A 26,951-nucleotide genomic window follows, 5' to 3' on the forward strand; every position below is an offset into this window, starting at 1 on the left:
ATAGATACATGAGTGTCCTTGTAAATAAAGATTCTAAAGTTATTGTTCAGGGTTTTACCGGTAAAGAAGGTAGTTACCATGCTGAACAAATGATTGCGTACGGAACGCAGCTTGTTGGTGGTGTAACACCGGGTAAAGGCGGTCAGATGCATTTGGACAGGCCTGTTTTTAATACGGTTAAAGACGCGGTTGATAAAACCGGCGCCGATGTATCTATCATATTTGTTCCCCCTCCGTTTGGCGCTGATGCCATTATGGAAGCTGCCGAGGCGGGTATTAAAGTGATTGTTTGTATTACCGAAGGTATCCCTACCAGGGATATGATTGAGGTGAAAGAATATTTAGTTGGTAAAAATTGCCGCCTGATTGGGCCTAATTGCCCGGGCATTATTACTGCCGACGAAGCTAAGATTGGTATTATGCCCGGCTTTATCTTTAAAAAAGGTCATGTTGGTGTGGTTTCAAAATCGGGTACACTGACTTACGAGGCGGTTGACCAGGTAGTGAAAGCCGGTTTAGGTATTACCACCGCCATTGGTATTGGTGGCGACCCGATCATCGGTACCCCAACCAAAGAAGCGGTTGAGTTGCTGATGAACGATCCGGACACACACGGGATCATTATGATCGGCGAGATTGGCGGCGGTATGGAAGCTGAGGCTGCCCGTTGGATAAAAGCTAACGGTACTAAACCTGTTGTAGGTTTTATAGCCGGACAAACTGCCCCCGCTGGCCGTAAAATGGGCCACGCCGGCGCTATTGTTGGCGGTGCTGATGATACTGCTGCCGCTAAAATGAAGATCATGGCCGAATGCGGGATCCGCGTAGTAGAATCGCCTGCCGAAATTGGCGCTGCCATGGCTGAGGAATTGGCTAAGTTGGCTTAACCCCCTAACCCCCTGAAGGGGGAATAGAATATTTGAAAATCCCGTTTGCCTGCGCAAACGGGATTTTTAGTTTAAACCGAAAGAGGGATGGAATGTCACCCTGAGCTTGTCGAAGGGTGCGTGCGGTAGGCCTTGCCCACCATGCTTCGACAAGCTCAGCATGACACCAGATTATTGCAATTAACCCTTTATCTCCGTCTCACTCGCCGGCGGCATCAAATGGGCAAACTTTTCCCAAAAGCCATCTTTAGGCAGGGGGGCGGTAATTTCAACCGGTTCTTTTTTAATAGGATGAACAAATTGCAGGCGGCGGGCATGCAAACTAATGCTGTTATGCAAACTGCCGCGTGGGTAGCCATACTTATTATCGCCAACAATAGGGCAGCCAAGTGTGGCTAACTGCACCCGTATCTGGTGCGGGCGACCTGTTACCGGGTTCACTTCAATCAGCGAATAGCCGTTCAGCTCGCCGGCCAGGCGGTAGTGTAGTTCGCTGCGCAGGCTACCTTTTACTTCGTGCCCGTGGGCAGTAGTTACATTCTTTTTGGGGTTTTTGATCAGCCAGTGCACTAATGTGCCAAAGGGTGGCTCGGGGCGCTTGCGCACTACGGCGTAGTAAGTTTTGCGCATTTGGCGGGTTTTAAACAATTCGTTCATCCGCTCTAATGCCTTACTGGTTTTGGCAAACATGATCACGCCGCTAACGGGTCGGTCCAGCCTGTGCACCACACCTAAAAAAGCGCCGTTGGGTTTGTTGTATTTTTTGGTGATGTATTTCTTTACCTTTTCATCCAGGGGCTCATCGCCGGTATCATCTACCTGCACAATATCTCCGGCGCGCTTGTTTACGGCAATCAGGTGATTATCCTCGTACAGAATGTCGTTGTCGGTAATATCGCCCGAAGGGGTGAAGGGTAATCTTTGGCTCATAGGTTTTATCACTGTCATTGCGAGGTACGAAGCAATCGCGAATTTGCATAACCGCTCTTTGGGTGTGCGATTGCTTCGTACCTCGCAATGACATATTAAAAGAAAAATTGTTTTAATTGAGGCATCTGCACATTAATACTGTTCCTTATCGTTAGGGAAATCGTTTGATTTTACATCGCTTACATAACTGGTAATCGCGGTGTTCATTACCTCGTAAAGGTTAGCGTACTGGCGCAGAAAACGCGGGGTAAAGCCCTTGTTAATGCCCAGCATATCATGGATCACCAAAACCTGTCCGTCGCAATATTTGCCGGCCCCTATGCCTATGGTTGGTACCAGCAGGCTTTCGCTTACTTCCTTAGCCAGTGTGGCCGGTATTTTTTCCAGCACCATGCCAAAGCAGCCCAGTTCCTGTAGCTTCAGCGCATCCTCACGCAGTTTTTGCGCTTCGGCCTCTTGCTTGGCCCTTACCGTATAAGTTCCAAATTTATATATCGATTGTGGTGTTAAACCCAAATGCCCCATTACCGGGATACCGGCTGCCAGTATCCTGCTCACAGATTCGGCAATCTCAACGCCCCCCTCCAGCTTTACGCCATGCGCACCCGATTCCTTCATAATACGGATAGATGAATTTAAAGCCTCTTTAGAATTGCCCTGGTACGATCCGAAAGGCAGGTCGACAATTACCAGCGCCCGTTTAACCGCCCTGATCACCGATGAGGCATGGTAGATCATCTGGTCGAGTGTGATAGGCAGGGTAGTTTCGTGCCCGGCCATTACGTTAGAGGCAGAGTCGCCAACCAAAATCACGTCAATACCGGCATCATCTACAATAGTAGCCATCGAATAATCGTAGGCGGTCAGCATGGCAATCTTCTCGCCACGGTTCTTCATTTCCTGTAATATATGGGTGGTAACGCGTTTTACTTCTTTGTGTACTGACATAACGATTGGTTTTGCTGCTGCAAAGGTGCGATTTTATGTGCAGATGTGTATATAGGCGAGTGTGCAAATAATTATTTGTGTTCAGACGTACGACGTTTTTAAAAACTTCATAGCCTTTTCCGGGATTTGTGACTGCGGGGTATCCCGATAACTATCGGGACGAACGATACAGAGCAACGCTGCTGGTGTGCGATTGCTTCGTATCCGGTAATGACATGCTTTTTAAATTCCGGAATCGCTCACCCTTCAGGGGGCCGGGGGTTTAGGATGAAACTCCCCTTCACTCTTCGCAATCACAATCGTCGCTACCCCATTCCCTATCACATTGGTAATGGCCCGCGCTTCCGACATAAACCGGTCCACACCCAGCAGTATCGCCACACCCTCCACCGGGATCAACTTCATGGCTGTCAAAGTTGATGTCAGCACAATAAAACCGCCGCCGGTTACCGCCGCGGCACCCTTGGAGGTGAGCATCAGGATCCCGATGATCACCAGTTGCTGCTCAAACGACAGCGGGATTTTAAACACCTGCGCTAAAAATATCACCGCCATGGATAGGTATATGGTAGTACCATCCAAATTGAAGGAGTAGCCGGTAGGGATCACCAAACCTACAACCGAGCGGCTGCAGCCAAATTTTTCCATTTTCTCCATCATGGCGGGCAGGGCCGATTCGGATGAGGAAGTACCCAAAACGATCAGGATCTCCTCCTTAATAAACTTTAAATATTGCCAAAGACTGAATTTATAAAAGTAACAAATGAGATTTAGCACCACAAAAACAAACAGGAACATGGTGAGGTACACCGAGCCCATCAACAAGGCCAGCGGCTGTAAAGTTTTAACCCCGTACTTACTAATGGTAAACGCCATCCCTGCAAAGGCCCCTATCGGCGCCAGCTTCATCACCACCTTCATGATATTGAAGAATACTTTAGATAACCTGTCGAACGTAGCTAACAGCGGCTGACCCGTCGCCCCTAATTTGCTCAGGCCGTAGCCAAACAACACCGCGAAGAAAAGCACCTGCAATACATCGCCTTTAGCAAAAGCCTCAAATACGTTACCGGGAACAATGTGCGCGAAAAAATCGCCCCATTTCATTTCAGACGCGGCTTTTTGGTACTCGGCCAGTTTAGCGGTATCGGCAGGGATGTTAGCGCTTACCCCATCGCCGGGGCGCAAGATATTGGCTACCACCAGACCGATCACCAGCGCGAAGGTAGTGACGATCTCGAAATACAGCAGCGCCTTACCGCCTACCCTGCCCACTTTTTTCATATCATCCATACCGGCAATACCCAGCACAATGGTGAGGAAAATGATAGGGGTGATCAGCATGGTGATCATGCTGATAAATACCTTACTAATGGTTTGCGCCGCGGGGCCAAAGCCTTTAAAGTAATAGCCCACAATAATGCCCAATAAAATGGCTACAAGTACCTGGAAGGTAAGATTGCTGAGAAGTTTTTTCATTGCATAACAATAATACGATTTAGTTTTTAATTGGGCTAAAGCCCCGCATATATTAGCCCCTATCCGTTGGCTAAAGCCAACGGCAATAAATGGGAACATTGTTTATCCTTATATAACAGATTAAATTCATTGCCGTACCATTTATGGGACGGATAAATTAAAGCGGTAGGTGGCTTTAGTCAAACTGAATTACACTATACCCTTTGTGGTTAAACTCCGTATCTTAGCCTAAATTTACAAAGCATCATGACGGCAAACATCCTGGCATTTGGCATTGCGAAAGATATTTTCGGCGCTTCATCTATCATAGTTGAGTTGCCCGTTAACGCCCTTGCCGGGGATTTGAAAATTGTTTTAGAAGACAAATATCCGCGGTTGAAACAACTGGCATCGTATCTGCTGGCTGTTAATAACGAATATGCCGGCGATGATTTGCCCATAAACGAGCGCGATGAAATAGCGGTGATACCACCGGTGAGCGGGGGGTAAGCCATTTGGTTGCAATCGACTTTCCTCCTTGTCATTGCGAGGAGTCAGCCGGGGATTGTGTGATGGCGACGACGTGGCAATCCCATAGGTAGGTCCACGTTGCTTGTCCTCTGGGATTGCCACGCTATCGCTCGCAATGACAAGTTATTATTAGAGATTATAGAATTGAACACACAAATCCACATATCCCCCCAACCCCTCAACATCCAATCCTGCATTGATTGGGTGATGGCCCCCGGCTGTGGCGGTATCGACGTATTTATTGGTACCGTACGTGATGCCACTAAAGGCAAGCGTGTGCTGCGGTTAGAATTTGAGGCTTACCAGCAAATGGCTATTAACGAAATGCAAAAACTGGCCGACCAGGCTATGCAGCAATGGCCTATTCAACGCATCGCTATTCATCACCGTACAGGTACTTTGGAAATTGGTGAGGTGCCCGTTATTATAGCCGTTGCGGCAGCCCACCGTGATGCTGCTTTTGATGCCTGCCGCTTTTTGATCGATACCCTGAAAAAGACGGTTCCTATTTGGAAAAAAGAGATTTTTGAAGATGGTGAGGTTTGGGTTTCAGCTACGCCGTGATAAACTTCACACTTACATGTCATGCAGAACTTGTTTCAGCACCCCTCAAACTGGCTTCAGTTTATAACTGAAGCTTGCGGATCGGGAAAGTTTGTAACTTTCCGTGATAAATTAAGCGACAAGTCACAGACTTGCCTTTATCTGTAGGCTTCAGTTATAAACTGAAGCCAGTTATGATTGCGCTGCGTTATTCCTGCTCCACCCAGGCCTTCACCCCACCTTCCAGCGAAACCACGTTTAAGCCCGGATTAATTTCTTTCAATTTTTTCACCGCGTCGGCACTGCGTTTGCCTATGGTACAATAGAGTACAATGGTTTTTGAGCTATCCGTATCGGCCAGGCTTCGCTCCAGTTTGTAGGATGGGATATGCCTGCCGCCAATGTTAAAATCTTCGTGTTCTTCGCTGCCGCGGATATCGATTAAATCTACCATGTTAGCTTCCAAAGCTGCTTTCAAATCAGCAATACTAATGGTTTCGGCAAGTATGGTTTTAGGCAAATGGGTAATCTCTGTTTTGGTAACCGCGCCTATTTTAATCACCCGGCTTTGCATGGTTTGGGCATCCAGTATTAGCATCTTTCCGGCCAATAATTCGCCGGTTTGGGTAATGAGTTTAATGACTTCGTTAGCCTGCATGCAGCCTATCATCCCGGCAAGGGTAGGAATCACACCACCCTCGGCGCAGTTGGGCACCTGGGTAGCATCCACCTGCGGGTATAGGTCGCGGTAGTTAGGCGAGCGACTACCGTCCGCATTGGGCGCATTCCATACGGCAACCTGCCCTTCAAACTGGTAAATAGCGCCGTAAATTAAAGGCTTGCCGGTTAGTACGGCCGCGTCATTCAGCAAATAGCGGGTTTCAAAGTTATCGGTGCCATCAACAATCACATCGTACTGAGCAAACAGTTGCATTACATTATCGACCGTAACCTGCAGCAGGTGTGGTATGATTTGGATATCCGGGTTTTGCAACTGCAGCTTTGCAGCCGCCACTGTCACCTTCTTCTTCCCCGCATCCGCGGGCGTATATAAAATTTGCCGGTGCAGGTTACTAATGCTGATGGTATCGTTATCGGCCAAACCTAAAGTACCAATGCCCGAAGCCGCTAAATATTGCGCGGCCGGGCAGCCTAAGCCGCCGGCTCCTACTATCAACACTTTGGCCTGCTGTAAACGCTGCTGTGCCTGCTTACCAAAACCGGGTAGCGCGATCTGACAACTATAACGCGACAAGTCCATCAGGCAGAAACTGTTTTGTGTTGCAATATCTTTTGCACCCTTTCCTTTTCCCCGGGCGTATTGACATTGGTCAAAGCATCGGGATTGGGCGCTTGTAATATTTTAGTATCGCTATTGATGAGCACCTTGCGGGGACAGGAATATCCCCGCGCTAAAAACGACAGCAGCACGGCATAACTTTTAGGCTCCCAAATGGTGATTAATGGTTCGGGGAAACCATCGAACGCGTTTTGGAAAGAAGTAGCTATGGCCGATGGATCGCGATGAGCGATCAAAAAGTCCAGCGTATCTTTATCCAGCAAGGGCAAATCGCAGGCTAATACCAGCCAGGCTTTTTCGGGCTGCTCCCTAAAGGCCGAGAGGATGGCGCCATACGGCCCAAGCCCGGTAAAGGTATCCGTTAATGTTTGATAGGCCGGGTCGATATTCGGCTGCTGATCTGCACGGCAGGAAATATAAACGTTATCAGTATAGTTTTTCAGCAGGTCGGCCATGTAGTAACGCTGTTCTTTCTGGTGCCAGTTAATAGCGCCCTTATCCTGCCCCATGCGTTCACTTTTGCCGCCGGCTAATATTAAACCGTTTAACCGGGGTTTGGATTGTTGTAATTCGTTATTGAAAAACTGGATAATTTTATCGGTTTCAGTCAGCCTGTATCCCGGGATTTGCTGATGACCGGGAATAGCCGCTTTTACAAAATCAAATATTTCTGTTTCACCATCGGCCAATAAAAACAGGCGCACATCGGTTAATTGGTCAACACGCTTTTGCAACGATGCCTTCTTTTTGCTATCGATGATAACTACTTGTCTTTTTGCCTGGTGATGGTTGCCATTCAGCAATATCAAATCGCAATCATTAAAAAACGGTTGATTTTGATAAGCATTTAAAATGCCCTTATAATTTAATTGTTGCTGGCCTTCCTTTTCTGTATACTCAACACAAGCACCGGCAGTTAACCGCCCTGGCAATGCCTCCGGCTCGTCGCTGTGCTGCGCATCAACATAAGCTATTTTAGCTGTGGCTGATAAGGCCGCGATGATCTGTTCGGCCAGTGCTTTTATATCGCCGCAGGGCGCACCGACTATAGCCCACTCGTTACGGCCAAAATTGCCGAGCACAGGGCGTATCATAGCCGTATGTTTTTTATGATCTTTTAAACTCACGTTTCCCTCCCGTTTTTGCCATCAGTTTGGTTTCTTTAATTACAATATCGTGGCTCATGGCTTTGCACATATCATAAATGGTTAAGGCCGCCATGCTGGCGCCCACTAAAGCCTCCATCTCTACCCCCGTTTTGGCGGTGATGCTGGTGGTGCAATCAATCACAACCTCCTGCGCTTCGTTCAAACTGATCGCGATATCGCAATTGTCCAGCCCAAGCGGGTGGCACAGCGGGATCAGTTCGCCGGTCTTTTTGGCGGCCATTATCCCGGCTATAATAGCCACCTGGAACACCGAACCTTTTTTGGTTTGCAGGTTGCCATCGGTTAATTGGGCCAGTACTTCGGCAGGCAGCACCACTATACTGCGCGCGGTAGCCGTGCGATGGGTGATGGCCTTTTCGCCTACGTTAACCATGGTGGGTTTGCCTTGTTCGTTTAAGTGAGTAAAACTCATTTTGATTTCACCGATTATGTTTTGATTTCACCAATTTCTCTTAATGTATATGTCATTTCGAACGAGGTACGAGGAGAAATCTTCTACACGCAGACAGTCCGCTCGTATAAGATTTCTCTCTACGTTCGAAATGACAAGGTTTATTGGTCAAATGACCACAGCCTAAACACCTCTCCTGCTTCAAACTCGTTGCGCCCGGCGGGGAGTTCTAAAAAGGCATCCGTATCTGCTAAGTTAGCAAAATCGCCCGACCCATTTCCGGCCAGCGGCGAAGCGATCAACCGGGCATCGGCCGTTAGCGTTGTTTTTACCTGTAAAAAATATTGCAGGTCGGGTTCAAAGTAAAAATCCTGGGACAGGGCTGCATACCTTGCCGGCTTTTCATCTAAACCCATCGCCGCGTTTAACCAGGGCAAAAAATAGCGGTGCAGGCACATAAAGGTTGCCACAGGGTTACCGGGAAAAGCAAATACCAGCGCGCCATTTCTATCGGCCCCAAACCAAAAGGGCTTGCCGGGGCGCTGCTGTACTTTATGGAAAAGTTTAGCCACACCTACCTGCTCCAGCGCCTGCGGGATATAATCAAACTTACCCATGGAGATACCGCCCGAAAGCAAGATCACATCGTAATTTTTTAAACAATTAGCAATCCCGGCCTGTGTTGCTTCGGGATCATCGGGGATATGCAGCATATCTGCCTGTACACCTTGCTGCTGCAAAGCGGCTTTGATGGTATAACTATTTGATTTCCTGATCTGGTACGGCGCAGGTGTTTCATGCACATCTACCAGTTCATCGCCCGATGAGATAATAACTGTTTTAGGTATTTTTTTTACCAGCACCCTCGTTTTCCCTGCCGATGCCATAATGCCGATAATCGCCGGGGTAATGATCTTCCCTTTCGCTGCCACTACATCTCCTAACTGTTTATCGCGGCCTTTAAAGTGGATGTTTTGCCCGGCTTTAACGGTATCCACAACTATCTCGGCATTGGTACCGGTAATCAGCACATCTTCGTAGCGGATAATGGTATCCAGGGTATCAGGTAAAACCGCCCCGGTCATAATTTCTATGCATTGATCTGACGCGGTAATATCCACAGGTTTATCGCCGGCTGCCTGCGTGGCCGCGATATGGAAGGTGCGCAAACCATCAGCATAAGCCGAATAATTAATGGCAATGCCATCCATCGTCACCCGGTTAAAGGGGGGCATATCACGGTCGGCAAAAATATCCTCGGCCAGTACCCTTCCATGCGATTGCTCAAAACCTATTTCTTCCGTTCCGTAATTGCGGACCTGGTTCAGGATAATATGCTCTGCCTGTTGTACGGTTGTCATAATGATAATTAGCCTCCTATTGATGCCATAGATTCGTGCGCTGGGTCGTTTGCCTTGCGTTCGGCTTCGGCCTCCCAACCATCCTTAGCACGGTGGCTGATGGCATTGATCAGTATATTTTGCAGATCGCTATCAGCCATTCCGGCGCGCAGCAAATCCTTAATATTTAACCCATCCCCTTCATACAGGCAAGTCTTTAATTCGCCTTGCGGGGTTAAACGGATACGATTACAAGTACCGCAAAAGGTGCGCGAATATGCGGCGATAATACCGATGCTGCCTTTATGCCCCGGGATTTGGTAATTGTAAGATGTGGAATACGGCGCATCTTTCACTTTTTGGATCTCAGGATAGCTTGCCTTAATATGATCCAATATTCGCACGTAATCCCAGGCTAAACCCTGGTATATACGGCTATCGCCATTAAATGGCATTTCCTCAATAAAACGTACGCTAACGGGCAGATCTTTAGTGAGGTTTACCAGCGGCAATATATCGTCGGTATTGCGGCCATCCATTACTACGGCATTTATCTTCACCTCCATATCATGCTTCAGCAATTCATCCAGCGTATGCATTACGGCGGCAAATTCATCGCGGCGGGTGATACTGAAAAACCGGCCGGCATCCAGTGTATCTAAACTCAGGTTAATGGAGTTAATGCCTAATCGCTTTAACTCCGGAATATAAGGCGCGGTTAACACACCGTTGGTGGTCAAACTGATATCTTTCAAGCCATCAATTGCTGACAGGGCGGCTAATAGCTGCATCATGTCCTTACGTACAAAAGGCTCGCCGCCTGTAATGCGGATCTTTTCTATCCCTATGCCTACCAGCAAGTTGCAAAGCCGCAGCATTTCCTCGTAGCTTAACAGCTCCTTACGGCCCAGCCAATCAATACCTTCCTCGGGCATGCAATAAAAGCAGCGCAAGTTACACCTGTCGGTTACCGCCAGGCGCAGGTACGTAATTTTCCGGCCGTGATTATCTGTTATCAAGATGCTATATTATAGTAATAATACAAATAAAGGGCTTATTTGTCTGACTTAGGTGTATAAGCTTGCAAAAATTACGATTGAGTGGTGATGGTGATGGGGTGATAGTGGCGATTTAACCACAAAGATCACTAAGAGGGTAGCACTAAGTTCACAAAGGCCTGTTTTAAATAATAAAAACTAACGCCGTTTAAAGCGTCCGCGCTTTAAACTTATTTTGAAGCAAGCGTCCACGCTTGCGAAATTAAGCGTGGACGCTTAATTAGGCATACAGTCAAGCGTGGACGCTTAACTGGGCGAGGATAAATCTTTGTGGTTAATTATAAGAAATACCTAATAATTTACGATACCGTCAGCTCCCCACGCAGGTCGGTTTCCATCCATTCTTTCACCTGTTTGGGGTCGTCGCTTTGGCCAAGCAGGTACATCATTTTGGTAACGGCGGCTTCATAGGTCATATCATAACCATTGGCTACGCCAATATCTTTCAATTGCTTGCTGGTTTCGTAACGGCCCAGTTCAACAGTACCTACCTTACATTGCGATATATCAACAATCACCTTACCGCTATCAATAGCGCTCTTCAGCAAATCAACAAACCATTGGTCGGTTGTGGTATTGCCGGCGCCAAAGGTTTCCATAATAATGCCGCGCACACCGGCGTTCACAATATTTTCTACCACCTTCGGACTAATACCCGGGTATAATTTCAATACAGCAACATCATTCACCAGGTTATTATGAACGATAAGTCCGCCGTCTTCTTTGGGCTGGCGGATATCGTTGATGCTATAACGCATATGCACGCCCGATTCGGCCAGGATAGGGTAATTTGGCGAACGGAAAGCCTCGAACTTTACCGAGTTATATTTAAACGAGCGGTTCCCGCGGAACAACTTATAATCAAAATAGATACAAACTTCGGGTACGCGGGCTTTATCGTTCTTTTTGGCTTTAGCAATTTCAATAGCCGTCATCAGGTTTTCCTTGGCATCGGTACGGATAGAGCCGATTGGCAATTGCGAACCGGTAAATATGACGGGCTTAGCCAGGTTCTCCAGCATAAAACTTAAGGCCGAAGCGGTGAACGACATGGTATCCGACCCATGCAGGATAACAAAACCATCCACCTTATCGTAATTTTTTTCGATCAGGCCGGCCAGATCGCTCCAAATGGCGGGGTTCATGTTTGATGAGTCGATGATCTCGGCAAAGGAATGCACCATGATACGGCAGTTCAGCCGTTCCAGTTCGGGTACATTTTCCATAATTTGCTCAAAGTTAATCGGCCTGAGCACATTGGTCTTCGGATCGCTCATCATACCGATTGTCCCTCCGGTATAAATGATCAGTATCTGGCACATGGTATATTGGTTATGCTATAAATATATAAAATACTTTCTTCAAAAAAATGCTGCTTATATGCCAAATACCGCTGTTGAATTAGCGGTAGTGATATTTGCAACGGTCTCCATATCCGTACCATGCAATTCGGCTACTTTTTGCGCCACGTATACCAGGTACGAACTTTCGTTGCGTTTACCGCGATAAGGAACGGGGGTAAGATACGGAGAATCTGTTTCTAAAACGATATGCTTCAGGTCAATTTGCGCCACTACCTTGTCCAATCCGCCATTTTTGTAAGTAACCACACCGCCAATGCCCAGGTAAAAACCCAGGTCGGTAATTTGTTTGGCCTGCTCAACCGTACCGCTAAAGCAATGGAAAATCCCTCGCAGGTTCTCATCCTGCTCCTGCAGCAGCACTTCGTACACTTCATTAAAGGCATCGCGGCAATGAATCACAATAGGCAGCTTATTAGCTTTGGCCCAATTGATCTGGATTCTGAAAGCCTCTACCTGTTTATCCAACGTGGTTTTATCCCAATATAGGTCTATCCCTATCTCGCCAATGGCATATATTTTTTGCTGTGGGATGGCCGCGGCTATGGTTTCCAGTTGCTGCTGCCAGTCGTCCTTTACATCGCAGGGATGCAGGCCCAGCATAGGGAAACAATTTTGCGGATATTCTGCCGCCAGGTTAAACACCATGGGCATTGATGCTACATCCACATTGGGTAAAAACAGGCGGTCTATTTTATTTTCAAAACAGCGTTGCATCAGGGCAGCGCGCTTTTCGGGGTCGGCTTCGTAGTACTGGTGCGTATGCGTATCGGTTAATACCATGCTGCAAAAGTAAAAAAGCCTTCTGTTGTTAGCAGAAGGCTTTTCAAATTTATTTTTTTACCGGGGTGGCCGGCTTTGCTATGTTACACGAAAACCCTTGCAACAGCAAAGGCTTATTACATATCTCCTTTACCAAGCACCGATATTTTAATAGGATCAAACATGATGGCTTTACCGTTGAAATTTTTCTTATTAAATTTTAGCAATGCATCCCGCTCACCTGGTGATAAATCTTTTTGTTTAACCGGGTAACCATATTGGTAATTTATTGGTATTAATAAAGAAACACTTTTATATGCTTTTATTTGAGCGTAACGTTCTAATGTTGCCTTGTCATCCTGACCGATCTTGCTGTTAATCCAGGCGTTAACAAAAGTGGAATCGGCACTATCTGAAAAGTTGATACCGGTTACTTTTCCATCCCAATTAATGTCCACTTTCAACATGGTATAGGTTGTGTTATTTTTCCGATAACCCGGCCCATAAAAAGTATGATATATTTTGTTTTCAAATTCCTTCAACAAGCTGTCTTCAGGTAACTGATTAACTTTCGCATTTGCTGAGAGTTTCATTTGCGCGTTTGCCTTTACCGATAAAAGCATGATGAATAGGATAGCTGCTATATTAAAAAAATATTTCATGATAATTTTTAATTATTACATTTTGTGCCTTTGTTTCCTACTGAAAAAGCTGATTGAGTTGCGTCAAACTTGCCAAGTTTAGTCATAAAAAATAAAAGTTCTGTCCTCAACCCCATAAAAGTAAAAAAGCCTTCTGTTGTTAGCAGAAGGCTTTTCAAATTTATTTTTTCACCGGGGTGGCCGGCTTCTTAACCGGTGTTTTGCTTACCGGGGCTTTGCTTGTAGTAGCTGGTTTTTTAACCGGGGCTTTGGCCCCTGCTTTTACCGGCTTAGGTTTGGGGTGCATCACCTTCACTATTTCCAAATCAAATATAATGGTGCTAAACGGTTTAATATCGTTACCGGCACCCTGCTCGCCATAACCAAGGGTTGATGGGATAACGAAAGTAGCTTTGGCCCCTTTGTTTAACAACACCAGGCCTTCGTCCCAGCCTTTAATAACCGGGGGCTCTACGCCTACAACCAGTTTTAAAGGTTCGTAAGTGCGGCCGGGCTGGTTTAAACCGCCTGCCTGGGCTACGGCCTCCATACTGGTATCAAACAACTTATCTTCGGTATTGCGGCCGGCGTAGTTAACCAATACGGTATCGCCAAATACAATTTTAGGGCCTGTACCTGCCTGGGTAATTACATACTTTAAACCAGATGTGGTAGCGGTAAGGTTGGTGAGCCCATGGTCGGCAATATATTTATTAGCCGCCGTTGCCTCATTGCTGCGCATTTTGTCCATTTCGGCATTGCGCTCGGCAATCGCGTCGTTTAACGATTGTACCTTTTCTATTTTCAGGGTGAAAACCAGACTGCTTCCTTTAGGAAAAAACGGCGGACGCGCATCTTCATGACCAATAAAAATGCTATCGGTTGGTACTTTTATCACGGCGCTGTCCTTAGCGGTTAACAGCGGGAAAATATCCATCAGATCGCCAATATTGCCCGAAGGCTTTACCTGTATTTTGATAGGGTGCCCCAGCGTATACGAACTGAATAATACCGAATCCTTCTCGGTTTTTTGCACCACCTGGAAGGTAATTACATCGTCCAGTTTAATACGGTCGCCTACGTTACGGTTTACAATTTTATATTGCACGCCCTTTGGGGTACGCATAAAACCATTTTGCGCCTTTAAAACAAAAGGGGCAATAAAAAAAGCTAAAAAAAGGAACTTCTTCATCATGAAATTAAAAAGCCTTCCGTATAAAAACGGAAGGCTATAAATATTTTATTTACTTACAGGCGGCTGCGGTGCAGGCGGCGCTGGTTTTGCATTAGGATCTGGTTTAATGATATTGGTTACTTCCAGATCAAATACCAATGGTGTGAACGGACCAATAGGGCCCATGCCTTGCTCGCCATAAGCCAGTATTGCCGGTATCACTAAAGTTGCTTTTGATCCTTTGTTCATTAACATCAGGCCCTGATCCCAACCTGGTATTACTTTTTGCAGGCCAACAGGTACGCGGATAGGCTTATATGGGTTCTGCGGGTTATAGGTAGCCTTATCTTTCATGGCTTCTTCCTTAACGTTAGTTTCAAAAACTTTACCGCTTAAAAACTTACCCACGTAGTATACTTCAACAGAATCACCTACAGCAGGCGTTGGGCCGCTGCCTTGTTTAGTGATCACATAGTTTAAGCCCGAAGCTGTTTTTGTGGTTTTAAGGTTATTATCGGTAATGTATTTCTGGATTTTTTTAGGCTCGTCTGCTTTTATTTTATCAGTTACAGTTTTAAAGTAATCCTTAACACGGTCCTGGAAAACAGTTTCGCTCAGGTTACCTTTAGCAATCACTTTCTCTACCTTCAGCTGAAAAACAATGTATTTGCCTTTAAAACCAGGTTGTGCCGGCTGTCCGGCTTTAGCCATCGAGTCAACATTAACCTTAACGGTAGCGCTATCGCCTTCGCTCAGCATCATAATCGCGGCTACAACATCGCCTTTAAACTGCATTTTAGGCATTAAGGTGGCAATAGGCCTGCCCGATGTATAAGTATTGTTCAATTCTTTACCGCTGTCGGTTTTAGCGATCATATTTACGCTAACAAAGTCGCCTTCTTTAACAGTAGGGCCCGATTTATCCTCGTGGATGTTGTAAAGCATGCCGCCCTGGCCTTGTTTAAATCCGCCGCCGCAGCTGGTTAAAGCTATAGCAGCTACAGCTAATAACATTAATTTTTGTTTCATTTTTTTTTATTGGATTAATAGTGTTTTGTACTCTGGTAATATAGTTTTAAATTGATTGGTTACTTGTTCAAGTGATTGTTCGGACATGCCGCCGGCCGCATTGCGGTGGCCGCCGCCGTTAAAATATTTTTTACAGATCTCGTTTGCCGGGAAATCGCCTTTCGATCGTAATGATAGTTTTACCTTATCGCCCCGCTCTACAATAAACGCGGCCAGGCGTATCCCGGTAATTGATAGGGCGTAATTTACAATCCCTTCGGTATCGCCGGTTATAACATGGTATTGTTCTATTTCGGCTTTAGTTACCGTAATTAAAGCCGTATTATATTCATACAATACTTCCAGCTTTTGGCTTAGGCAGTGCCCTAAAAAACGCAGGCGTTCTTCGGATGAATTGCTGTAAACCAGCTCATGTATGCGCCAGTTAACAGCGCCGGCATCAATCAGTTCGGCAACGGTACGGTGTACTGCAGATGTTGTGCCGGGGAAACGGAACGAGCCCGAATCTGTCATAATACCGGTATACAAACAAGTGGCTACATCGGCATTAATATATTTTTGGCCATGCAATTCGTCTACAATAAAATGATAGATGAGTTGCGCGGTGGCACAGGCGTTGATATCCCAATAGCGGTAATCGTCAAAATCCTCGGGCTCCAGGTGATGGTCTATCATCACCTTTTGGGCCTTGCTTTCGCGCACCAGTTCGCCCATTTCGTTAATACGGCCCAGGGCGTTAAAATCGAGGCAAAATATTAAAGCGGCATTGGCTATCAATGTAGTTGCGGCGGCAACGTTTTCGGTATAGATCATTACCTCGCCATTGCCGGGCATCCAGCTTAAAAACTCCGGGTAATCGGTCGGGCTGATTACCGTTGCGTGATGACCTTGCTGTATCAGGTAGTTATATAAACCTAACGACGAACCCAACGCATCCCCATCAGGTTTGTGATGGGTTGTGATCACTATTTTTTGGGGTTGTGCTAATAATTCCCTAAGCGAGGCGATGTCCAACATTTTTTAAAAAAGAGTTGCAAAGCTAAATAAATTAATTAAATACAAGCTATGTATTTGCACAAACACTTTTATATTTTGAGTTTAAAAAGCTACTTTTGCGCCAAATTAAACATAAGGCCTACGGGCTACAATAATAAAACGCACCATGACAACTAACAGAACTTTTACCATGATAAAACCGGATGCTGTTGCTAACGGACATATCGGCGCCATCCTGGATCAGATCATCAAAAACGGATTTAAACCTGTAGCTTTTAAATACACTGCTTTAACACCGGAATTGGCCGGCAAATTTTACGAAGTGCACAAAGACCGTCCCTTTTATGGCGAACTGGTTAGCTTTATGTCATCGGGACCAATTGTTGCCGCTATTTTAGAAAAAGACAATGCTGTTGCCGATTTCCGTAAACTGATAGGCGCTACCGATCCATCTAAAGCCGAGCCGGGAACCATCCGCCAGTTATTTGCAAAATCAATGGGGGAAAACGCAGTGCACGGTTCAGATTCGGACGAAAACGCTGATATTGAAGGCAATTTCTTCTTCTCTGCATTCGAAAGATTTTAATTATAGTTTAAGTTTAGCTTAACTATTCCTAACTAAATGTCCGGATACGGTAAAACCGAAAAATATCCGGACATTTTTATTTTATTTCTCTTGTTTTTGGGAACAAAACAAGTTACTTTTACGTTGCTCATAAAAAAATCCGGCATTTGCGCCCGGATTTAAAGAGAAAGAGATATGAAAGTACTACTCAGATATATTGTTTATTCGGCCGTGATTGTTGCTTTGGCAATTGCCTGTATAAATATTTTCAGAAACCACCCTGAGGTACAATTCGCATTCCTGATGCCCGGCCTGTTCATCATCATGTATTCATTAGTACGCGATGATATCTTCAGGAGGCACAGCAGTATCCACTTAATACGCAGCGGTGGTACTTTCAGAGGAAAATAATCTCTTCTACTATCTTAGCGTTTGCCCTGTCGTTTATTTTTTCAATAATTTGCGCCCTCATAAGCAGCAACTCGTTTTTAATTACCGACGATTCTATCCGCACAAACAGCTTTTTATCATTAATAAATAATTCCTTAGTACGGTTAGCTACCGATTTGCCCACCAGTTCGGGCCAGGCCGATGTTATGCCGGTTTCTTCGTACTTGCGCTTTATCTTATAAACCTGCAGCATTTGCTCAATGGCTTCCTTCAGGGTTTTATCGTTGGCTTTACGCATCTATCCGTCCTCCGTTTACTTTAAATAATTTAAAATCAACTTTAATTTTTTTAAAAACATCCGTAGCACGTTTGGCGCTGGTATCGGTAATAAACACCTGCCCAAAATCATGATTGCTTACCATCTGCATCAGCTTGGTAATACGCAGGTCGTCCAGCTTATCAAATATATCATCCAGTAACAGCAATGGCTTAAAGCCGGTTTGCCTGTATAAAAAACTATTCTGCGCCAGTTTTAGTGCTATTAAAAACGATTTTTGCTGCCCCTGGCTGCCAAACTTTTTCATGGGCATACCATGGATACTAAAATGCAAATCATCCTTATGGATCCCCATGGTGGTACGCTCCAGCACACGGTCTTTCTCGGCCGATTTTTTTAACAGGGCGCTGAAATCATCTGCCAGCAATGGCGAGTCGTACACCAGGTCTACATTTTCGGCGCTATCGCTTAAAAAATGATAGTGGGTATTAAAAATTTCGGTGAAGCTTTCCATAAAAGCCTTGCGCTTGGCAAAGATCTTATTGCCCGAACTGATCAGTTGTTCGTCCAGCACCTCCAGCAAACCCGGGTCATAACGGCCTGTTTCGGCAATACGCTTTAACAGGGCGTTACGGTTAGCCAGTACCTTGTTATAGATGATCAGTTCGTCCAGGTACCGGTTATCTGTTTGCGATATCACATTATCAATAAACTTGCGCCGCTCCTCGCTCCCTTCAATAATGATACTGATATCATACGGCGATATCATCACCAGCGGATACTTGCCAATATGATCGGCCAGGCGCTGGTATTCCTTTTTATTGCGTTTAAATTGCTTTTTTTGATTGCGCTTAACAGCACAGGCTACGGTATCCTGCCGGTCGTCCTTATTAAAAACGCCACTGACCATAAAAAAATCGGTATCCTGTTTAATCTGCTGGCTATCTATCGGGTTAAAATAGCTTTTACAAAGCGACAGGTAGTGCACAGCATCCAGTATATTGGTTTTGCCAGCGCCGTTATTACCCGCAAATACGTTTACACCATCGCTGAAAACAAGTTCGGCTTCGGTATAGTTTTTAAAGTTGAGTACGGAGAGTTGTTGCAGATACATAACAGCACATCAAAGGTAACAATACCCTTTTGTTTTGCCGATTAAATACCTTTAAAAATTAAGTGTAACAAATTAAATTAAAAGCTATTGTTAAAAATTTTTAAAAGCGTATTTTTGCAAACTTAATTTTAAAATAGAAATGTCGAAAACACAGGCCACTACTGCTACCTCATCAAATGTTAAGGCGTCAGCAAGCACAGGCAATTTTGTACAGGAGAACCAAAAAAGCTTATTATTTATAGGTGCAGCCATTGTGGCTATTGTTGCAATTTACTTTGCCTACCAAAAAATGTATATAGGCCCACGTGAAGTTGAGGCCGCCGACCAAATGCACGTAGCACAGGATTTTTGGGCTAAAAAAGACTGGGACAAAGCCATAAAAGGTGATGGCAGCTACCCCGGCTTTGAAAAAATTGCTGATAAATACAGCAATACCAAAGCCGCTAACCTGGCTTACTTTTACCTGGGTACCGCTTATTTAAACAAAGGCGAATTCCAGAAAGCAATTGATAGCTATTCTAACTATCATGGCGATGATGCCATGGTGGCAACCGAAGCTTTAGGCAGCACCGGCGATGCTTATGTAGAGTTAAAAGACTACGATAAAGCGGCTTCCTACTTTCAAAAAGCGGCCGATAAATCTGCTAATAAATTTTTGACCCCTTTTTATCTTAAAAAACTGGGTTTGGTTTACGAGGCTAAAAACGATGCCAAAACTGCTGCCGAAACCTACAAACAGATAAAAACTGAATACCCTGAAAGTACCGAAGCACAAAGCATTGACGAGTACATTGCAAGGGCCGAAGCCAAGTTGTAATTCGAAGTTCGGAATGTCAATTTCGAAATGATGCGATTGACATTCCGAATTACCATATTAACTTCGCAATTGAAATTTCGAATTTCGCAATCCATAAAAAATGGCTACCCAGCTTAAAAATTTATCCGATTTTTCTAACACTACCGTACCATCGGCAGCAGGGTTCCGTTTTGGGATAGCCGTAGCCGAATGGAACAGCGAGATCACCAACGCCCTTTATCAGGGCGCCTATCAAAGCCTGCTGATGCATGGCGCGCTGGAAGACGATATTTTCACTTACACCGTTCCGGGTAGCTTTGAATTAACATCGGGTGCCGATTTATTGCTAAAAAATCTTAAATTAGATGCGGTGATCTGTTTAGGCTGTGTAATACAGGGCGAAACAAGGCACTTTGATTTTATTTGCAACGCGGTGGCCAACGGGGTTAGTAACGTAGCCATTAAATACAGCAAACCTGTTATATTTGGTGTGCTGACTACCGATAACCAGCAGCAAGCTATTGACCGCGCAGGCGGCAAACATGGCAACAAAGGTGATGAAGCAGCCATAACCGCCATAAAAATGGCAGATATGGCCCGGACATTAAACGATTAAATAAAATTTAACGTTATTAAGAAATGAGAAAAATAGTTTACATAGCTTTTATAGCCCTGGCCTTGGGTACAGCGTTATCTTCCTGCTCGCAAAAACTATGTCCTGCATACGGTAACAGCAGGCGCTAATAACATTATAAAGCCATTTTTACCTTCCGCTGAAACTAATACGGCTGCTCTGCTGTATTTTTGTATTATAATATATTTTATGAACTGGACTTCACTGAACACGGTAGAACAACTGGATAGTATTAAGCAGAAGAATGGGTACAGCGTTATTTTTAAGCACAGCACCCGCTGCTCTATCAGTATGATGGCTAAACGGAGATTTGAATTAGATTGGGACAGGCTGCCGGCAGAAATTCCGCTTTATTTTTTAGACCTTATTCAACACCGCGATATATCCGGCAAAATAGCCGCCGATTTCAGCGTACATCACGAGTCGCCGCAGTTGCTGCTGATCAAAGACGGCGAGTGCATCCTTGATCAATCGCACGGTGAAATATCTGTGGATGATACTTTGCTGTTGATTGAGTAGTACCCCTGTATTTTATTAAAAACATTGTCATTGCGAGCGATAGCGTGGCAATCCCAGAGGACATAAAAACGGACCCGCCTATGGGATTGCCGCGTCGCTCCATTACACAGCCCTTCCCGCTGCTCCTCGCAATGACAATGGGGTGTATAAGGGATTATTACGCCGTAAACGCCACCAGCCCCTTCCCTATCCTGCTCACCGTTTCTTCCTTACCCAGCAGCGCCGCAATATCAAAAACATGCGGGCCAAACTTGCCGCCTACCAGCATAATACGGAAAGGCAGCATCACATCGCCCATTTTAAAGCCCTTCTCTTCCATAAACGCTTTAAAGGTAGCTTCTAATTCAGCAGCTTCAACTGTTTCCATAGCGCTTAGCTTAGCGGCAAACTCGTTAAAGAAATCGGTTTTAGCTTCAGTCCACTTGGGTTTAACGGCGGCCAGGTCATATTCGGCAGGTTGCTGAAAAAAGTAAGCAGATTGGGTATAAAAATCGGGCAGTAAAGTAACCCGGTCTTTGATCAGATCGATCACCGTTAGCAGGTAGCTTTCATCAATCCCGGTAATCCCCTTATCGGCCAATACGGCTTCCACTTTAGACTTTAGACTCTGGGCTTCCGACTTCTTAATCCACTCTGCATTATACCATTTGGCTTTTTCAAAATCAAATTTAGCGCCGGCTTTGCTTACCCGCTCAATCGAGAATTTCTCTACCAGTTCATCCAGCGAAAAAATCTCTTGTTCGGTGCCATCGTTCCAGCCCAGCATAGCCAGCAGGTTTACAAAAGCCTCGGGCAAAAAGCCCAGCTCGCGGAAACCCGGCGTAAGCTCGCCCGTTTTGGCATCAAACCAATTCATGGCAAACACCGGGAAACCCAGGCGGGCCCCGTCACGCTTGCTCAGTTTACCGTGCCCATCAGGCTTTAATATTAAAGGCAAATGCGCCCACTGGGGCATATCGGCTTCCCAACCCAGGTATTTCCATAACAGCAGGTGTACCGGGGCCGATGGCAGCCATTCCTCGCCCCTAAAGGCGTGGGTTATCTTCATCAGGTAATCATCAACCACCACCGCTAAATGATAGGTAGGCATGCCATCGGCTTTTAGCAAAACCTTATCATCAACCTGGTTGGTATCAAAATTTACGTAGCCGCGTATCATATCGGTAAAGCCAATATGTTCATCGGCCGGCATTTTAATGCGTATCACGTGCGGGGTGCCGGCATCCAATAGCTGGTCAACATCATGCTGCGACAAGCTAAGCGAGTTACGCAAGGTATCGCGATAAGCGTGCCCATATTGAAAGTTAGGGATCTCCTTACGGTTTGTATCCAGTTCCTCGGTGGTATCAAAGGCATAATAGGCATGGCCTTCCATTACCAGGCGCTCGGCATACTCGCGGTAAATGGCTTTGCGTTCGCTTTGACGGTAAGGCGCGTATTTGCCTCCGGCTACCGGGCTTTCATCAGGCGTCAGGCCGCACCATTGCAGGCAATCTAAAATATACTGTTCGGCGCCATCCACGTAACGGCTTTGGTCGGTATCTTCAATACGTAAAACAAAATCGCCACCTGTTTTTTTGGCAAACAGGTAGTTAAACAACACGGTACGTACGCCGCCCAAATGCAAGCCGCCGGTAGGGCTTGGGGCAAAACGCACCCTCACTTTTTTATCTGTCATGATGGGGCAAAGATAGGGAAAGTCGGGAAGTCCGGAAGACCGGAAGTCCGAAAGATTGTCAGGAGGTGGGAAGATACTTTTATTGAATAAATTAAGTTAAGGAATTGGTTCAGTTTATCACCCGATCTTTTCGGACTTTCGGTCTTTCGGACTATTATTATCTTTCGGACTTCGGGTCTTCCCGACTTTCGGACTAAAAAAATTATATTTGGGCACAATGGTTAACCCCTACCAACAAAAAAAACGCTGGAAATACACACTGATCGCCTTTGCGGTGGTGATTGTGAGCGGATCGTTATTTTACACCAATTACCTGGTAAAAAACATCAATGCGTCCGAACGTACCCGCGCCCAGGTTTGGGCCATGAGTATGAAGCAGATCCTTACATCTGATGATGATGACTTTCTGAGTTATGTATTTGCCGTAAGAGATAGTTCTATTGTGCCGGCTATTATTATTGACGAGCATGGCGAATTGATTATGACGAAAGGCTTAGATGAAACAAAAACGTATATACAGGATATTGGCGAGCCCGCGGTAAAAGGCAAACCGAAACCACAGTATGATCCGGCTTATTTCATCAACCAACTGGAGATCATGAAATCCCAGCACGAACCTATCCGGGTGCAGGCGCCTATGGGTGGTAAGGGCTTTTGGCTGATCTATTACCGCGATTCGTTTTTGCTTACGCAGCTAAAATATTTCCCCTATGTGCAGCTATCGGTTATCGCTATTTTCCTGTTGATGGCTTATACGGCTTTCAGCTCATCGCGCCGGTCGGAGCAGGACCAGGTTTGGGTTGGATTGGCTAAAGAGACCGCGCACCAGTTAGGCACGCCTATATCATCGTTAATGGCCTGGATTGAATTGATGAAGGATAAGTTTAATGCCGAAGATGATCAACTGATACTGGAAATGGAAAACGATGTGAGGCGGCTGGAAATTGTGGCCGATCGGTTTTCTAAAATAGGATCGGTACCGCAACTGGAGCCCTATTCGGTTTATGACGTGGTGAAAGATTTTGTAGATTATTTTAGGGTACGGGTGAGCAATAAGATCACCTTTGAAGTGCTTGGTGACCCAAAGTTGATTGCTGGTTTAAATATCCCCTTATTTGACTGGGTTATTGAAAACCTGTTGAAAAATGCTGTTAACGCTATTGAAGGTACAGGAACCATTACAGTAGATGTATCGGGCAACAAAGCCAAAAAACAAATATTTATTGATGTGATAGATACTGGTAAAGGCATTCCCCGCTCTAAATTTGCCACCGTTTTTCAACCAGGATACACCACGCGCAAACGTGGCTGGGGGCTGGGCTTATCGTTAACCAAACGCATGGTAGAGAATTATCACAACGGGCAGATATTTGTGCGCGACTCTGAACTGGGCAAAGGGACTAACTTCCGTATCATATTAAAAAGTTTAAGTAATGATAACTAAACCGCAAGCGGGCGAATACGCCCATTTTTACAGCACCTACATTAACCTGGTTAATACCGATAATATTATCAGCCTGTTAGACGATTTAAAAGACAGCACCTTTACATTTTTTAACAGCCTGCCGGCAAACAAGGCCAGTTACGCTTATGCCGAAGGCAAATGGACCATTAAACAGCTATTAGGCCACCTGATTGATGCTGAACGTGTTTTTGCGTTCAGGCTGCTTTGCTTTTCGCGCGGCGATCAGAATAATTTACCCGGGTTTGATGAGAATGACTATGTTGATAATGGCGGCTTTAATAACCGCACCTTAACCAACCTGGCCGAAGAATTTAAAACCGTACGGACCGGCAATATTTATATGCTGAAGGGCTTGAGTGATGAACAAAGCACTTTAGTGGGTACCGCCAACAATTACCCCATATCGGTTAGGGCTTTGGCCTACATTATGGCCGGGCACGAATTGCACCACCTGCGCATTATAAAAGAAAGATACCTGTAATAAAAAAGGCCTTTATTTTTATAAAGGCCTTTTTTATAAAATCATTTATTGCTTAGTCATTCCACCTAAACCTGCGATAATCGTTATCTGCAACAGTATTAGCTTGAATTTTGGCATACACTGTAAATTCTGATGGTATGGCTTTGTCTTTATATACACTCGGTATCCATTCAATAGGGAAGGCAACATTTAAATCGATTTGTTTTTCCAATGTTTTTTTATCCTTAGATAAATAAGCAACAGTATAAATGGCTTTGCCTTTAGCATCAATATGTGCTGTAATTTCAGCTGTTAAATCATCGTTGGCCGGGTCGTAATTATTGCTATATATCTCATTGCCAATTAATGACACATAAAAATCAATAGGGCATAACGGTAACGGCGCCGATGCATTTTTAGCTACCTCTTCATCATAACTCAAAACATGCACAGATACATTTTTTAATGAAGCCTGATCTATATATAATAACTTTTTCTGATCGTAGTTATAACGCATGGTCAATTTTTCTTTTGCATCAAAAAAATACCAGGTGCCCGTACGCTCATTATTTTTATAATGCCCTTGTACTAATACCCCATCGTTAGCGGTATTTTTCACGTAATAAAGTCCATCTTTTGTCCTACCGTCATTAGCAACGGTATAATCAAGTTGTGCGCTTTTGTTGATAGCAACTTTTTTCTCCTGATTTTGCGCTGATGCAGTTACGCATGCGGCCAGCATAGCGGCCATTAATATCTGGTGTTTCATAATAGTTAGGTTTTATTTTTAATATAAAAGTACTAAATATTTAAATACTAAGTAAATAGTCGATATTTTTTATTGCTAAATATAAAGCTGGGATTATTTCACTACCGCTATGGCCATAACCAGTGCCGGGTCATTGTTATTAATTACACGATAATACGCGCTATCACCCCATTTAAAACGTGCCATATAAGCTTTTAACAGTTTTTTGATATTGGGCTTAGACACCTGCAATTCGCGCTGATCCATTCCTTTAACCGTGGCAGACGAATAAAGGATAAAGGCATCCAGATCCTGATCGCTTACGTTGTATTGGTTTACAAAATCATCCTCGGTGCTGTATTTTTTATATACGGCATAAAGTTTATCGATAATAAAAGCGGTAAAAAGCTGTTCCTGGTTCAGTTCCTGTATCAGTTCGGTGTTGGTATTGGTATCGGCCGCAATAAAAATATCGGGCATAATGCCGCCGCCACTGTAAACCTTTTTGCCTTTGGCGGTATGGTAAGATGAGGATTTACTGAATGAACTATCCTTCAGATTATTAGCTGCCGAGTATAGTTCGCCTTTTTGCATACGCACGGCAATATCGTTATGATAGCTGTCGATACCGTTTTTATATGATTTTTGGATAGACCTGCCCGACGGCGTATAGTAGCGAGCCACGGTTAAATTGATGGCCGAACCATCCCCGAAAGGAAACTGCTCCTGCACCAAACCCTTACCAAACGACCGCCGGCCTACAATAGTGGCCCGGTCAAGGTCCTGCAGGCAGCCCGCCAGTATTTCGCTGGCCGAGGCCGAATACTCATCTATCAGCACCGCCAGGTTACCCTGCTGGAACATGCCCGAATCTGAAGCAAAATAATCGGTACGCGGCTCGTGCACGCCTTTGGTGTAAACAATCAGTTTGCCTTTGGGCAAAAACTCGTCGGCTAATGAGGTGGCCGCGCTCAGGTACCCGCCGCCATTGCCGCGCAGGTCAACCACCAGCTTTTTTAACCCGCTGGCTTTTAATTTACGCAGGGCAACACGAAAGTCGGTATCAGATGTAGCAGCAAACTTGCCGAGTTTAATATAACCGATATCGGGCGCTGTCATATAGGCGGCGTCGAGGCTGCTCAGGTCTACATGCCCGCGGGTAACCAGGCATTGCCTGATGCCGGCTTTGCCATCCATTGCCGTTACCCCTAACTCAATACTCGTATTTTTTTCTCCCCTTAACAGCTTGCTCACCCGTTCGGCCGTCAGGTGTGTGCCCGAAAACGCTTTGCGGTTAACAGTCACCACCCGTTCGCCATTCTTTATACCGGCCTTATCGGCAGGGCCATCGGCATAAACCTGTGTAACGTACAGGGTATCGCGCAGTAACTGGTATTCAATCCCGATACCGTTAAACTCGCCTTCCAGCCGCTCATTAATGGATTGTGCCTGCTGTGGCGGTAAATAAAGCGAGTGCGGATCGAGGTTTTGGAGTATTTTATTAATAGTTTCGCCCTCAAAGCGTGCTATATCTACCGTATCTACGTATTTGTCTTTAACAAGCTGTAACGTTTTTTCCAGTTTGTTGTCCTTAGCAAAAGGATTACCAAGGCCATGGCCGGGAAATTCATTATTGCTGATTAACAGGCCGATAGCGATACCGGTTAGTACTAAAATAAGTGATCTGAAGATAATTGCCGCCGCTCTTTTCATTGTTCTGCAACAAAGTTAAACATTGCACTTAACAGCATATAATTTTTTAATATTTGTATTGTATATTTTATACT

General features: G+C 45.2%; 29 protein-coding genes. 10 read left to right on the top strand and 19 right to left on the bottom strand.

Annotation, left to right across the window (positions count from 1 at the left end):
• Positions 1-8 precede the first annotated feature (8 nt).
• On the top strand, positions 9-887 hold the full coding sequence (gene sucD, locus AC07M6_RS14010) for a succinate--CoA ligase subunit alpha (protein WP_494890366.1): 879 nt from the start codon (positions 9-11) through the stop codon (positions 885-887).
• A gap of 180 nt (positions 888-1,067) precedes the next feature.
• On the opposite strand, the gene AC07M6_RS14015 is transcribed toward sucD, so the two are convergent.
• From AC07M6_RS14015 to dctA, 3 genes are all read right to left on the bottom strand, one after another.
• Complete coding sequence (locus AC07M6_RS14015) at positions 1,068-1,817, bottom strand: RluA family pseudouridine synthase (RefSeq protein ID WP_494890367.1); 750 nt, start codon at positions 1,815-1,817, stop codon at positions 1,068-1,070.
• Positions 1,818-1,949: 132 nt separating this feature from the next.
• Positions 1,950-2,765, bottom strand: a complete 816-nt coding sequence (panB, locus tag AC07M6_RS14020) for a 3-methyl-2-oxobutanoate hydroxymethyltransferase (protein WP_494890369.1) — start codon at positions 2,763-2,765, stop codon at positions 1,950-1,952.
• 246 nt (positions 2,766-3,011) lie between these two features.
• Positions 3,012-4,244, bottom strand: a complete 1,233-nt coding sequence (gene dctA, locus AC07M6_RS14025) for a C4-dicarboxylate transporter DctA (protein WP_494890371.1) — start codon at positions 4,242-4,244, stop codon at positions 3,012-3,014.
• A 246-nt stretch (positions 4,245-4,490) separates the two neighbouring features.
• On the opposite strand from dctA, the gene AC07M6_RS14030 reads away from it, so the two are divergent.
• Together AC07M6_RS14030 and AC07M6_RS14035 are read left to right on the top strand one after the other, a co-directional pair.
• On the top strand, positions 4,491-4,733 hold the full coding sequence (locus AC07M6_RS14030) for a MoaD/ThiS family protein (protein ID WP_494890372.1): 243 nt from the start codon (positions 4,491-4,493) through the stop codon (positions 4,731-4,733).
• Between the two features lie 165 nt (positions 4,734-4,898).
• Positions 4,899-5,318, top strand: a complete 420-nt coding sequence (locus AC07M6_RS14035; RefSeq protein WP_494890373.1) for a molybdenum cofactor biosynthesis protein MoaE — start codon at positions 4,899-4,901, stop codon at positions 5,316-5,318.
• A 187-nt stretch (positions 5,319-5,505) separates the two neighbouring features.
• Here the strand turns inward: AC07M6_RS14035 and AC07M6_RS14040 are convergent, their stop codons facing one another.
• The 11 genes from AC07M6_RS14040 to AC07M6_RS14090 all read right to left on the bottom strand — a co-directional run bounded on the left by AC07M6_RS14040 (position 5,506) and on the right by AC07M6_RS14090 (position 16,539).
• Positions 5,506-6,558 carry a ThiF family adenylyltransferase gene (locus tag AC07M6_RS14040; RefSeq protein ID WP_494890375.1) on the bottom strand — a complete coding sequence of 351 codons (1,053 nt, stop codon included), beginning with the start codon at positions 6,556-6,558 and terminating at the stop codon, positions 5,506-5,508.
• On the bottom strand, positions 6,558-7,691 hold the full coding sequence (locus tag AC07M6_RS14045) for an NTP transferase domain-containing protein (protein WP_494890376.1): 1,134 nt from the start codon (positions 7,689-7,691) through the stop codon (positions 6,558-6,560). Before AC07M6_RS14045 ends, AC07M6_RS14040 begins: the two co-directional genes overlap by 1 nt.
• 13 nt (positions 7,692-7,704) lie before the next feature.
• Complete coding sequence (gene moaC, locus AC07M6_RS14050; protein WP_494890377.1) at positions 7,705-8,178, bottom strand: cyclic pyranopterin monophosphate synthase MoaC; 474 nt, start codon at positions 8,176-8,178, stop codon at positions 7,705-7,707.
• Between the two features lie 140 nt (positions 8,179-8,318).
• Positions 8,319-9,518, bottom strand: a complete 1,200-nt coding sequence (locus AC07M6_RS14055) for a molybdopterin molybdotransferase MoeA (RefSeq protein ID WP_494890378.1) — start codon at positions 9,516-9,518, stop codon at positions 8,319-8,321.
• Positions 9,519-9,526: 8 nt separating this feature from the next.
• Positions 9,527-10,516: a GTP 3',8-cyclase MoaA gene (gene moaA / locus AC07M6_RS14060; RefSeq protein WP_494890380.1), complete on the bottom strand. Its 990-nt coding sequence runs from the start codon at positions 10,514-10,516 to the stop codon at positions 9,527-9,529.
• Between the two features lie 338 nt (positions 10,517-10,854).
• Complete coding sequence (locus tag AC07M6_RS14065) at positions 10,855-11,877, bottom strand: asparaginase (RefSeq protein WP_494890382.1); 1,023 nt, start codon at positions 11,875-11,877, stop codon at positions 10,855-10,857.
• A 54-nt stretch (positions 11,878-11,931) separates the two neighbouring features.
• Positions 11,932-12,699, bottom strand: coding sequence for a TatD family hydrolase (locus AC07M6_RS14070; RefSeq protein WP_494890383.1), 768 nt, complete (start codon positions 12,697-12,699; stop codon positions 11,932-11,934).
• 116 nt (positions 12,700-12,815) lie between these two features.
• On the bottom strand, positions 12,816-13,340 hold the full coding sequence (locus AC07M6_RS14075; protein WP_494890384.1) for a hypothetical protein: 525 nt from the start codon (positions 13,338-13,340) through the stop codon (positions 12,816-12,818).
• 160 nt (positions 13,341-13,500) lie between these two features.
• A complete protein-coding gene (locus AC07M6_RS14080) occupies positions 13,501-14,514 on the bottom strand; it encodes an FKBP-type peptidyl-prolyl cis-trans isomerase (RefSeq protein ID WP_494890386.1) in 1,014 nt (337 codons plus the stop codon).
• Between the two features lie 45 nt (positions 14,515-14,559).
• On the bottom strand, positions 14,560-15,522 hold the full coding sequence (locus AC07M6_RS14085) for an FKBP-type peptidyl-prolyl cis-trans isomerase (RefSeq protein WP_494890388.1): 963 nt from the start codon (positions 15,520-15,522) through the stop codon (positions 14,560-14,562).
• A 6-nt stretch (positions 15,523-15,528) separates the two neighbouring features.
• Positions 15,529-16,539, bottom strand: coding sequence for a DHH family phosphoesterase (locus AC07M6_RS14090; protein WP_494890389.1), 1,011 nt, complete (start codon positions 16,537-16,539; stop codon positions 15,529-15,531).
• Between the two features lie 145 nt (positions 16,540-16,684).
• On the opposite strand from AC07M6_RS14090, the gene AC07M6_RS14095 reads away from it, so the two are divergent.
• Positions 16,685-17,104: a nucleoside-diphosphate kinase gene (locus AC07M6_RS14095; RefSeq protein WP_494890390.1), complete on the top strand. Its 420-nt coding sequence runs from the start codon at positions 16,685-16,687 to the stop codon at positions 17,102-17,104.
• Between the two features lie 174 nt (positions 17,105-17,278).
• Complete coding sequence (locus AC07M6_RS14100; RefSeq protein WP_494890392.1) at positions 17,279-17,494, top strand: hypothetical protein; 216 nt, start codon at positions 17,279-17,281, stop codon at positions 17,492-17,494.
• Here the strand turns inward: AC07M6_RS14100 and AC07M6_RS14105 are convergent.
• Entirely contained in the window at positions 17,481-17,771 is a 291-nt protein-coding gene (locus AC07M6_RS14105) for a DciA family protein (protein ID WP_494890393.1), read from the bottom strand. The genes AC07M6_RS14100 and AC07M6_RS14105 overlap by 14 nt on opposite strands.
• Positions 17,764-18,864, bottom strand: coding sequence for a DNA replication/repair protein RecF (gene recF, locus AC07M6_RS14110; protein ID WP_494890395.1), 1,101 nt, complete (start codon positions 18,862-18,864; stop codon positions 17,764-17,766). Before recF ends, AC07M6_RS14105 begins: the two co-directional genes overlap by 8 nt.
• A gap of 139 nt (positions 18,865-19,003) precedes the next feature.
• On the opposite strand from recF, the gene AC07M6_RS14115 reads away from it, so the two are divergent.
• From AC07M6_RS14115 to ytxJ, 3 genes are all read left to right on the top strand, one after another.
• Entirely contained in the window at positions 19,004-19,681 is a 678-nt protein-coding gene (locus AC07M6_RS14115) for a tetratricopeptide repeat protein (RefSeq protein WP_494890397.1), read from the top strand.
• A gap of 100 nt (positions 19,682-19,781) precedes the next feature.
• A complete protein-coding gene (gene ribH / locus AC07M6_RS14120) occupies positions 19,782-20,276 on the top strand; it encodes a 6,7-dimethyl-8-ribityllumazine synthase (protein WP_494890399.1) in 495 nt (164 codons plus the stop codon).
• Positions 20,277-20,483: 207 nt separating this feature from the next.
• Positions 20,484-20,813, top strand: coding sequence for a bacillithiol system redox-active protein YtxJ (gene ytxJ, locus AC07M6_RS14125; protein WP_494890401.1), 330 nt, complete (start codon positions 20,484-20,486; stop codon positions 20,811-20,813).
• Positions 20,814-20,970: 157 nt separating this feature from the next.
• Here ytxJ and gltX read toward each other — a convergent pair whose 3' ends face one another.
• Positions 20,971-22,491 carry a glutamate--tRNA ligase gene (gltX, locus tag AC07M6_RS14130; protein ID WP_494890403.1) on the bottom strand — a complete coding sequence of 507 codons (1,521 nt, stop codon included), beginning with the start codon at positions 22,489-22,491 and terminating at the stop codon, positions 20,971-20,973.
• 217 nt (positions 22,492-22,708) lie between these two features.
• Between gltX and AC07M6_RS14135 the strand changes: the two genes are divergently transcribed.
• The gene (locus AC07M6_RS14135; RefSeq protein WP_494890405.1) at positions 22,709-23,935 is read left to right on the top strand and encodes a sensor histidine kinase; all 1,227 of its coding nucleotides are present in this window, start codon (positions 22,709-22,711) and stop codon (positions 23,933-23,935) included.
• On the top strand, positions 23,925-24,437 hold the full coding sequence (locus tag AC07M6_RS14140) for a DinB family protein (protein ID WP_494890407.1): 513 nt from the start codon (positions 23,925-23,927) through the stop codon (positions 24,435-24,437). The genes AC07M6_RS14135 and AC07M6_RS14140 overlap by 11 nt, the downstream gene beginning before the upstream one ends.
• A gap of 52 nt (positions 24,438-24,489) precedes the next feature.
• On the opposite strand, the gene AC07M6_RS14145 is transcribed toward AC07M6_RS14140, so the two are convergent.
• Both AC07M6_RS14145 and AC07M6_RS14150 read right to left on the bottom strand, forming a co-directional pair.
• On the bottom strand, positions 24,490-25,167 hold the full coding sequence (locus tag AC07M6_RS14145) for a hypothetical protein (RefSeq protein WP_494890409.1): 678 nt from the start codon (positions 25,165-25,167) through the stop codon (positions 24,490-24,492).
• 111 nt (positions 25,168-25,278) lie between these two features.
• Positions 25,279-26,877 carry a S41 family peptidase gene (locus tag AC07M6_RS14150; RefSeq protein ID WP_494890411.1) on the bottom strand — a complete coding sequence of 533 codons (1,599 nt, stop codon included), beginning with the start codon at positions 26,875-26,877 and terminating at the stop codon, positions 25,279-25,281.
• Positions 26,878-26,951 lie beyond the last annotated feature (74 nt).

The sequence above is a fragment of the Mucilaginibacter sp. GW821-FHT07H05 genome (genome assembly GCF_059418485.1).

Coding starts and splice junctions, on each gene's coding strand:
- sucD (WP_494890366.1), top strand. CDS start 9: ATGAGTGTCCTTGTAAATAAAGATTCTAAAGTTATTGTTCAGGGTTTT.
- AC07M6_RS14015 (WP_494890367.1), bottom strand. CDS start 1,817: ATGAGCCAAAGATTACCCTTCACCCCTTCGGGCGATATTACCGACAAC.
- panB (WP_494890369.1), bottom strand. CDS start 2,765: ATGTCAGTACACAAAGAAGTAAAACGCGTTACCACCCATATATTACAG.
- dctA (WP_494890371.1), bottom strand. CDS start 4,244: ATGAAAAAACTTCTCAGCAATCTTACCTTCCAGGTACTTGTAGCCATT.
- AC07M6_RS14030 (WP_494890372.1), top strand. CDS start 4,491: ATGACGGCAAACATCCTGGCATTTGGCATTGCGAAAGATATTTTCGGC.
- AC07M6_RS14040 (WP_494890375.1), bottom strand. CDS start 6,558: ATGGACTTGTCGCGTTATAGTTGTCAGATCGCGCTACCCGGTTTTGGT.
- AC07M6_RS14045 (WP_494890376.1), bottom strand. CDS start 7,691: ATGATACGCCCTGTGCTCGGCAATTTTGGCCGTAACGAGTGGGCTATA.
- moaC (WP_494890377.1), bottom strand. CDS start 8,178: ATGAGTTTTACTCACTTAAACGAACAAGGCAAACCCACCATGGTTAAC.
- AC07M6_RS14055 (WP_494890378.1), bottom strand. CDS start 9,518: ATGACAACCGTACAACAGGCAGAGCATATTATCCTGAACCAGGTCCGC.
- AC07M6_RS14065 (WP_494890382.1), bottom strand. CDS start 11,877: ATGTGCCAGATACTGATCATTTATACCGGAGGGACAATCGGTATGATG.
- AC07M6_RS14070 (WP_494890383.1), bottom strand. CDS start 12,699: ATGGTATTAACCGATACGCATACGCACCAGTACTACGAAGCCGACCCC.
- AC07M6_RS14075 (WP_494890384.1), bottom strand. CDS start 13,340: ATGAAATATTTTTTTAATATAGCAGCTATCCTATTCATCATGCTTTTA.
- AC07M6_RS14080 (WP_494890386.1), bottom strand. CDS start 14,514: ATGATGAAGAAGTTCCTTTTTTTAGCTTTTTTTATTGCCCCTTTTGTT.
- AC07M6_RS14085 (WP_494890388.1), bottom strand. CDS start 15,522: ATGAAACAAAAATTAATGTTATTAGCTGTAGCTGCTATAGCTTTAACC.
- AC07M6_RS14090 (WP_494890389.1), bottom strand. CDS start 16,539: ATGTTGGACATCGCCTCGCTTAGGGAATTATTAGCACAACCCCAAAAA.
- AC07M6_RS14095 (WP_494890390.1), top strand. CDS start 16,685: ATGACAACTAACAGAACTTTTACCATGATAAAACCGGATGCTGTTGCT.
- AC07M6_RS14100 (WP_494890392.1), top strand. CDS start 17,279: ATGAAAGTACTACTCAGATATATTGTTTATTCGGCCGTGATTGTTGCT.
- AC07M6_RS14105 (WP_494890393.1), bottom strand. CDS start 17,771: ATGCGTAAAGCCAACGATAAAACCCTGAAGGAAGCCATTGAGCAAATG.
- recF (WP_494890395.1), bottom strand. CDS start 18,864: ATGTATCTGCAACAACTCTCCGTACTCAACTTTAAAAACTATACCGAA.
- AC07M6_RS14115 (WP_494890397.1), top strand. CDS start 19,004: ATGTCGAAAACACAGGCCACTACTGCTACCTCATCAAATGTTAAGGCG.
- ribH (WP_494890399.1), top strand. CDS start 19,782: ATGGCTACCCAGCTTAAAAATTTATCCGATTTTTCTAACACTACCGTA.
- ytxJ (WP_494890401.1), top strand. CDS start 20,484: ATGAACTGGACTTCACTGAACACGGTAGAACAACTGGATAGTATTAAG.
- gltX (WP_494890403.1), bottom strand. CDS start 22,491: ATGACAGATAAAAAAGTGAGGGTGCGTTTTGCCCCAAGCCCTACCGGC.
- AC07M6_RS14135 (WP_494890405.1), top strand. CDS start 22,709: ATGGTTAACCCCTACCAACAAAAAAAACGCTGGAAATACACACTGATC.
- AC07M6_RS14140 (WP_494890407.1), top strand. CDS start 23,925: ATGATAACTAAACCGCAAGCGGGCGAATACGCCCATTTTTACAGCACC.
- AC07M6_RS14145 (WP_494890409.1), bottom strand. CDS start 25,167: ATGGCCGCTATGCTGGCCGCATGCGTAACTGCATCAGCGCAAAATCAG.
- AC07M6_RS14150 (WP_494890411.1), bottom strand. CDS start 26,877: ATGAAAAGAGCGGCGGCAATTATCTTCAGATCACTTATTTTAGTACTA.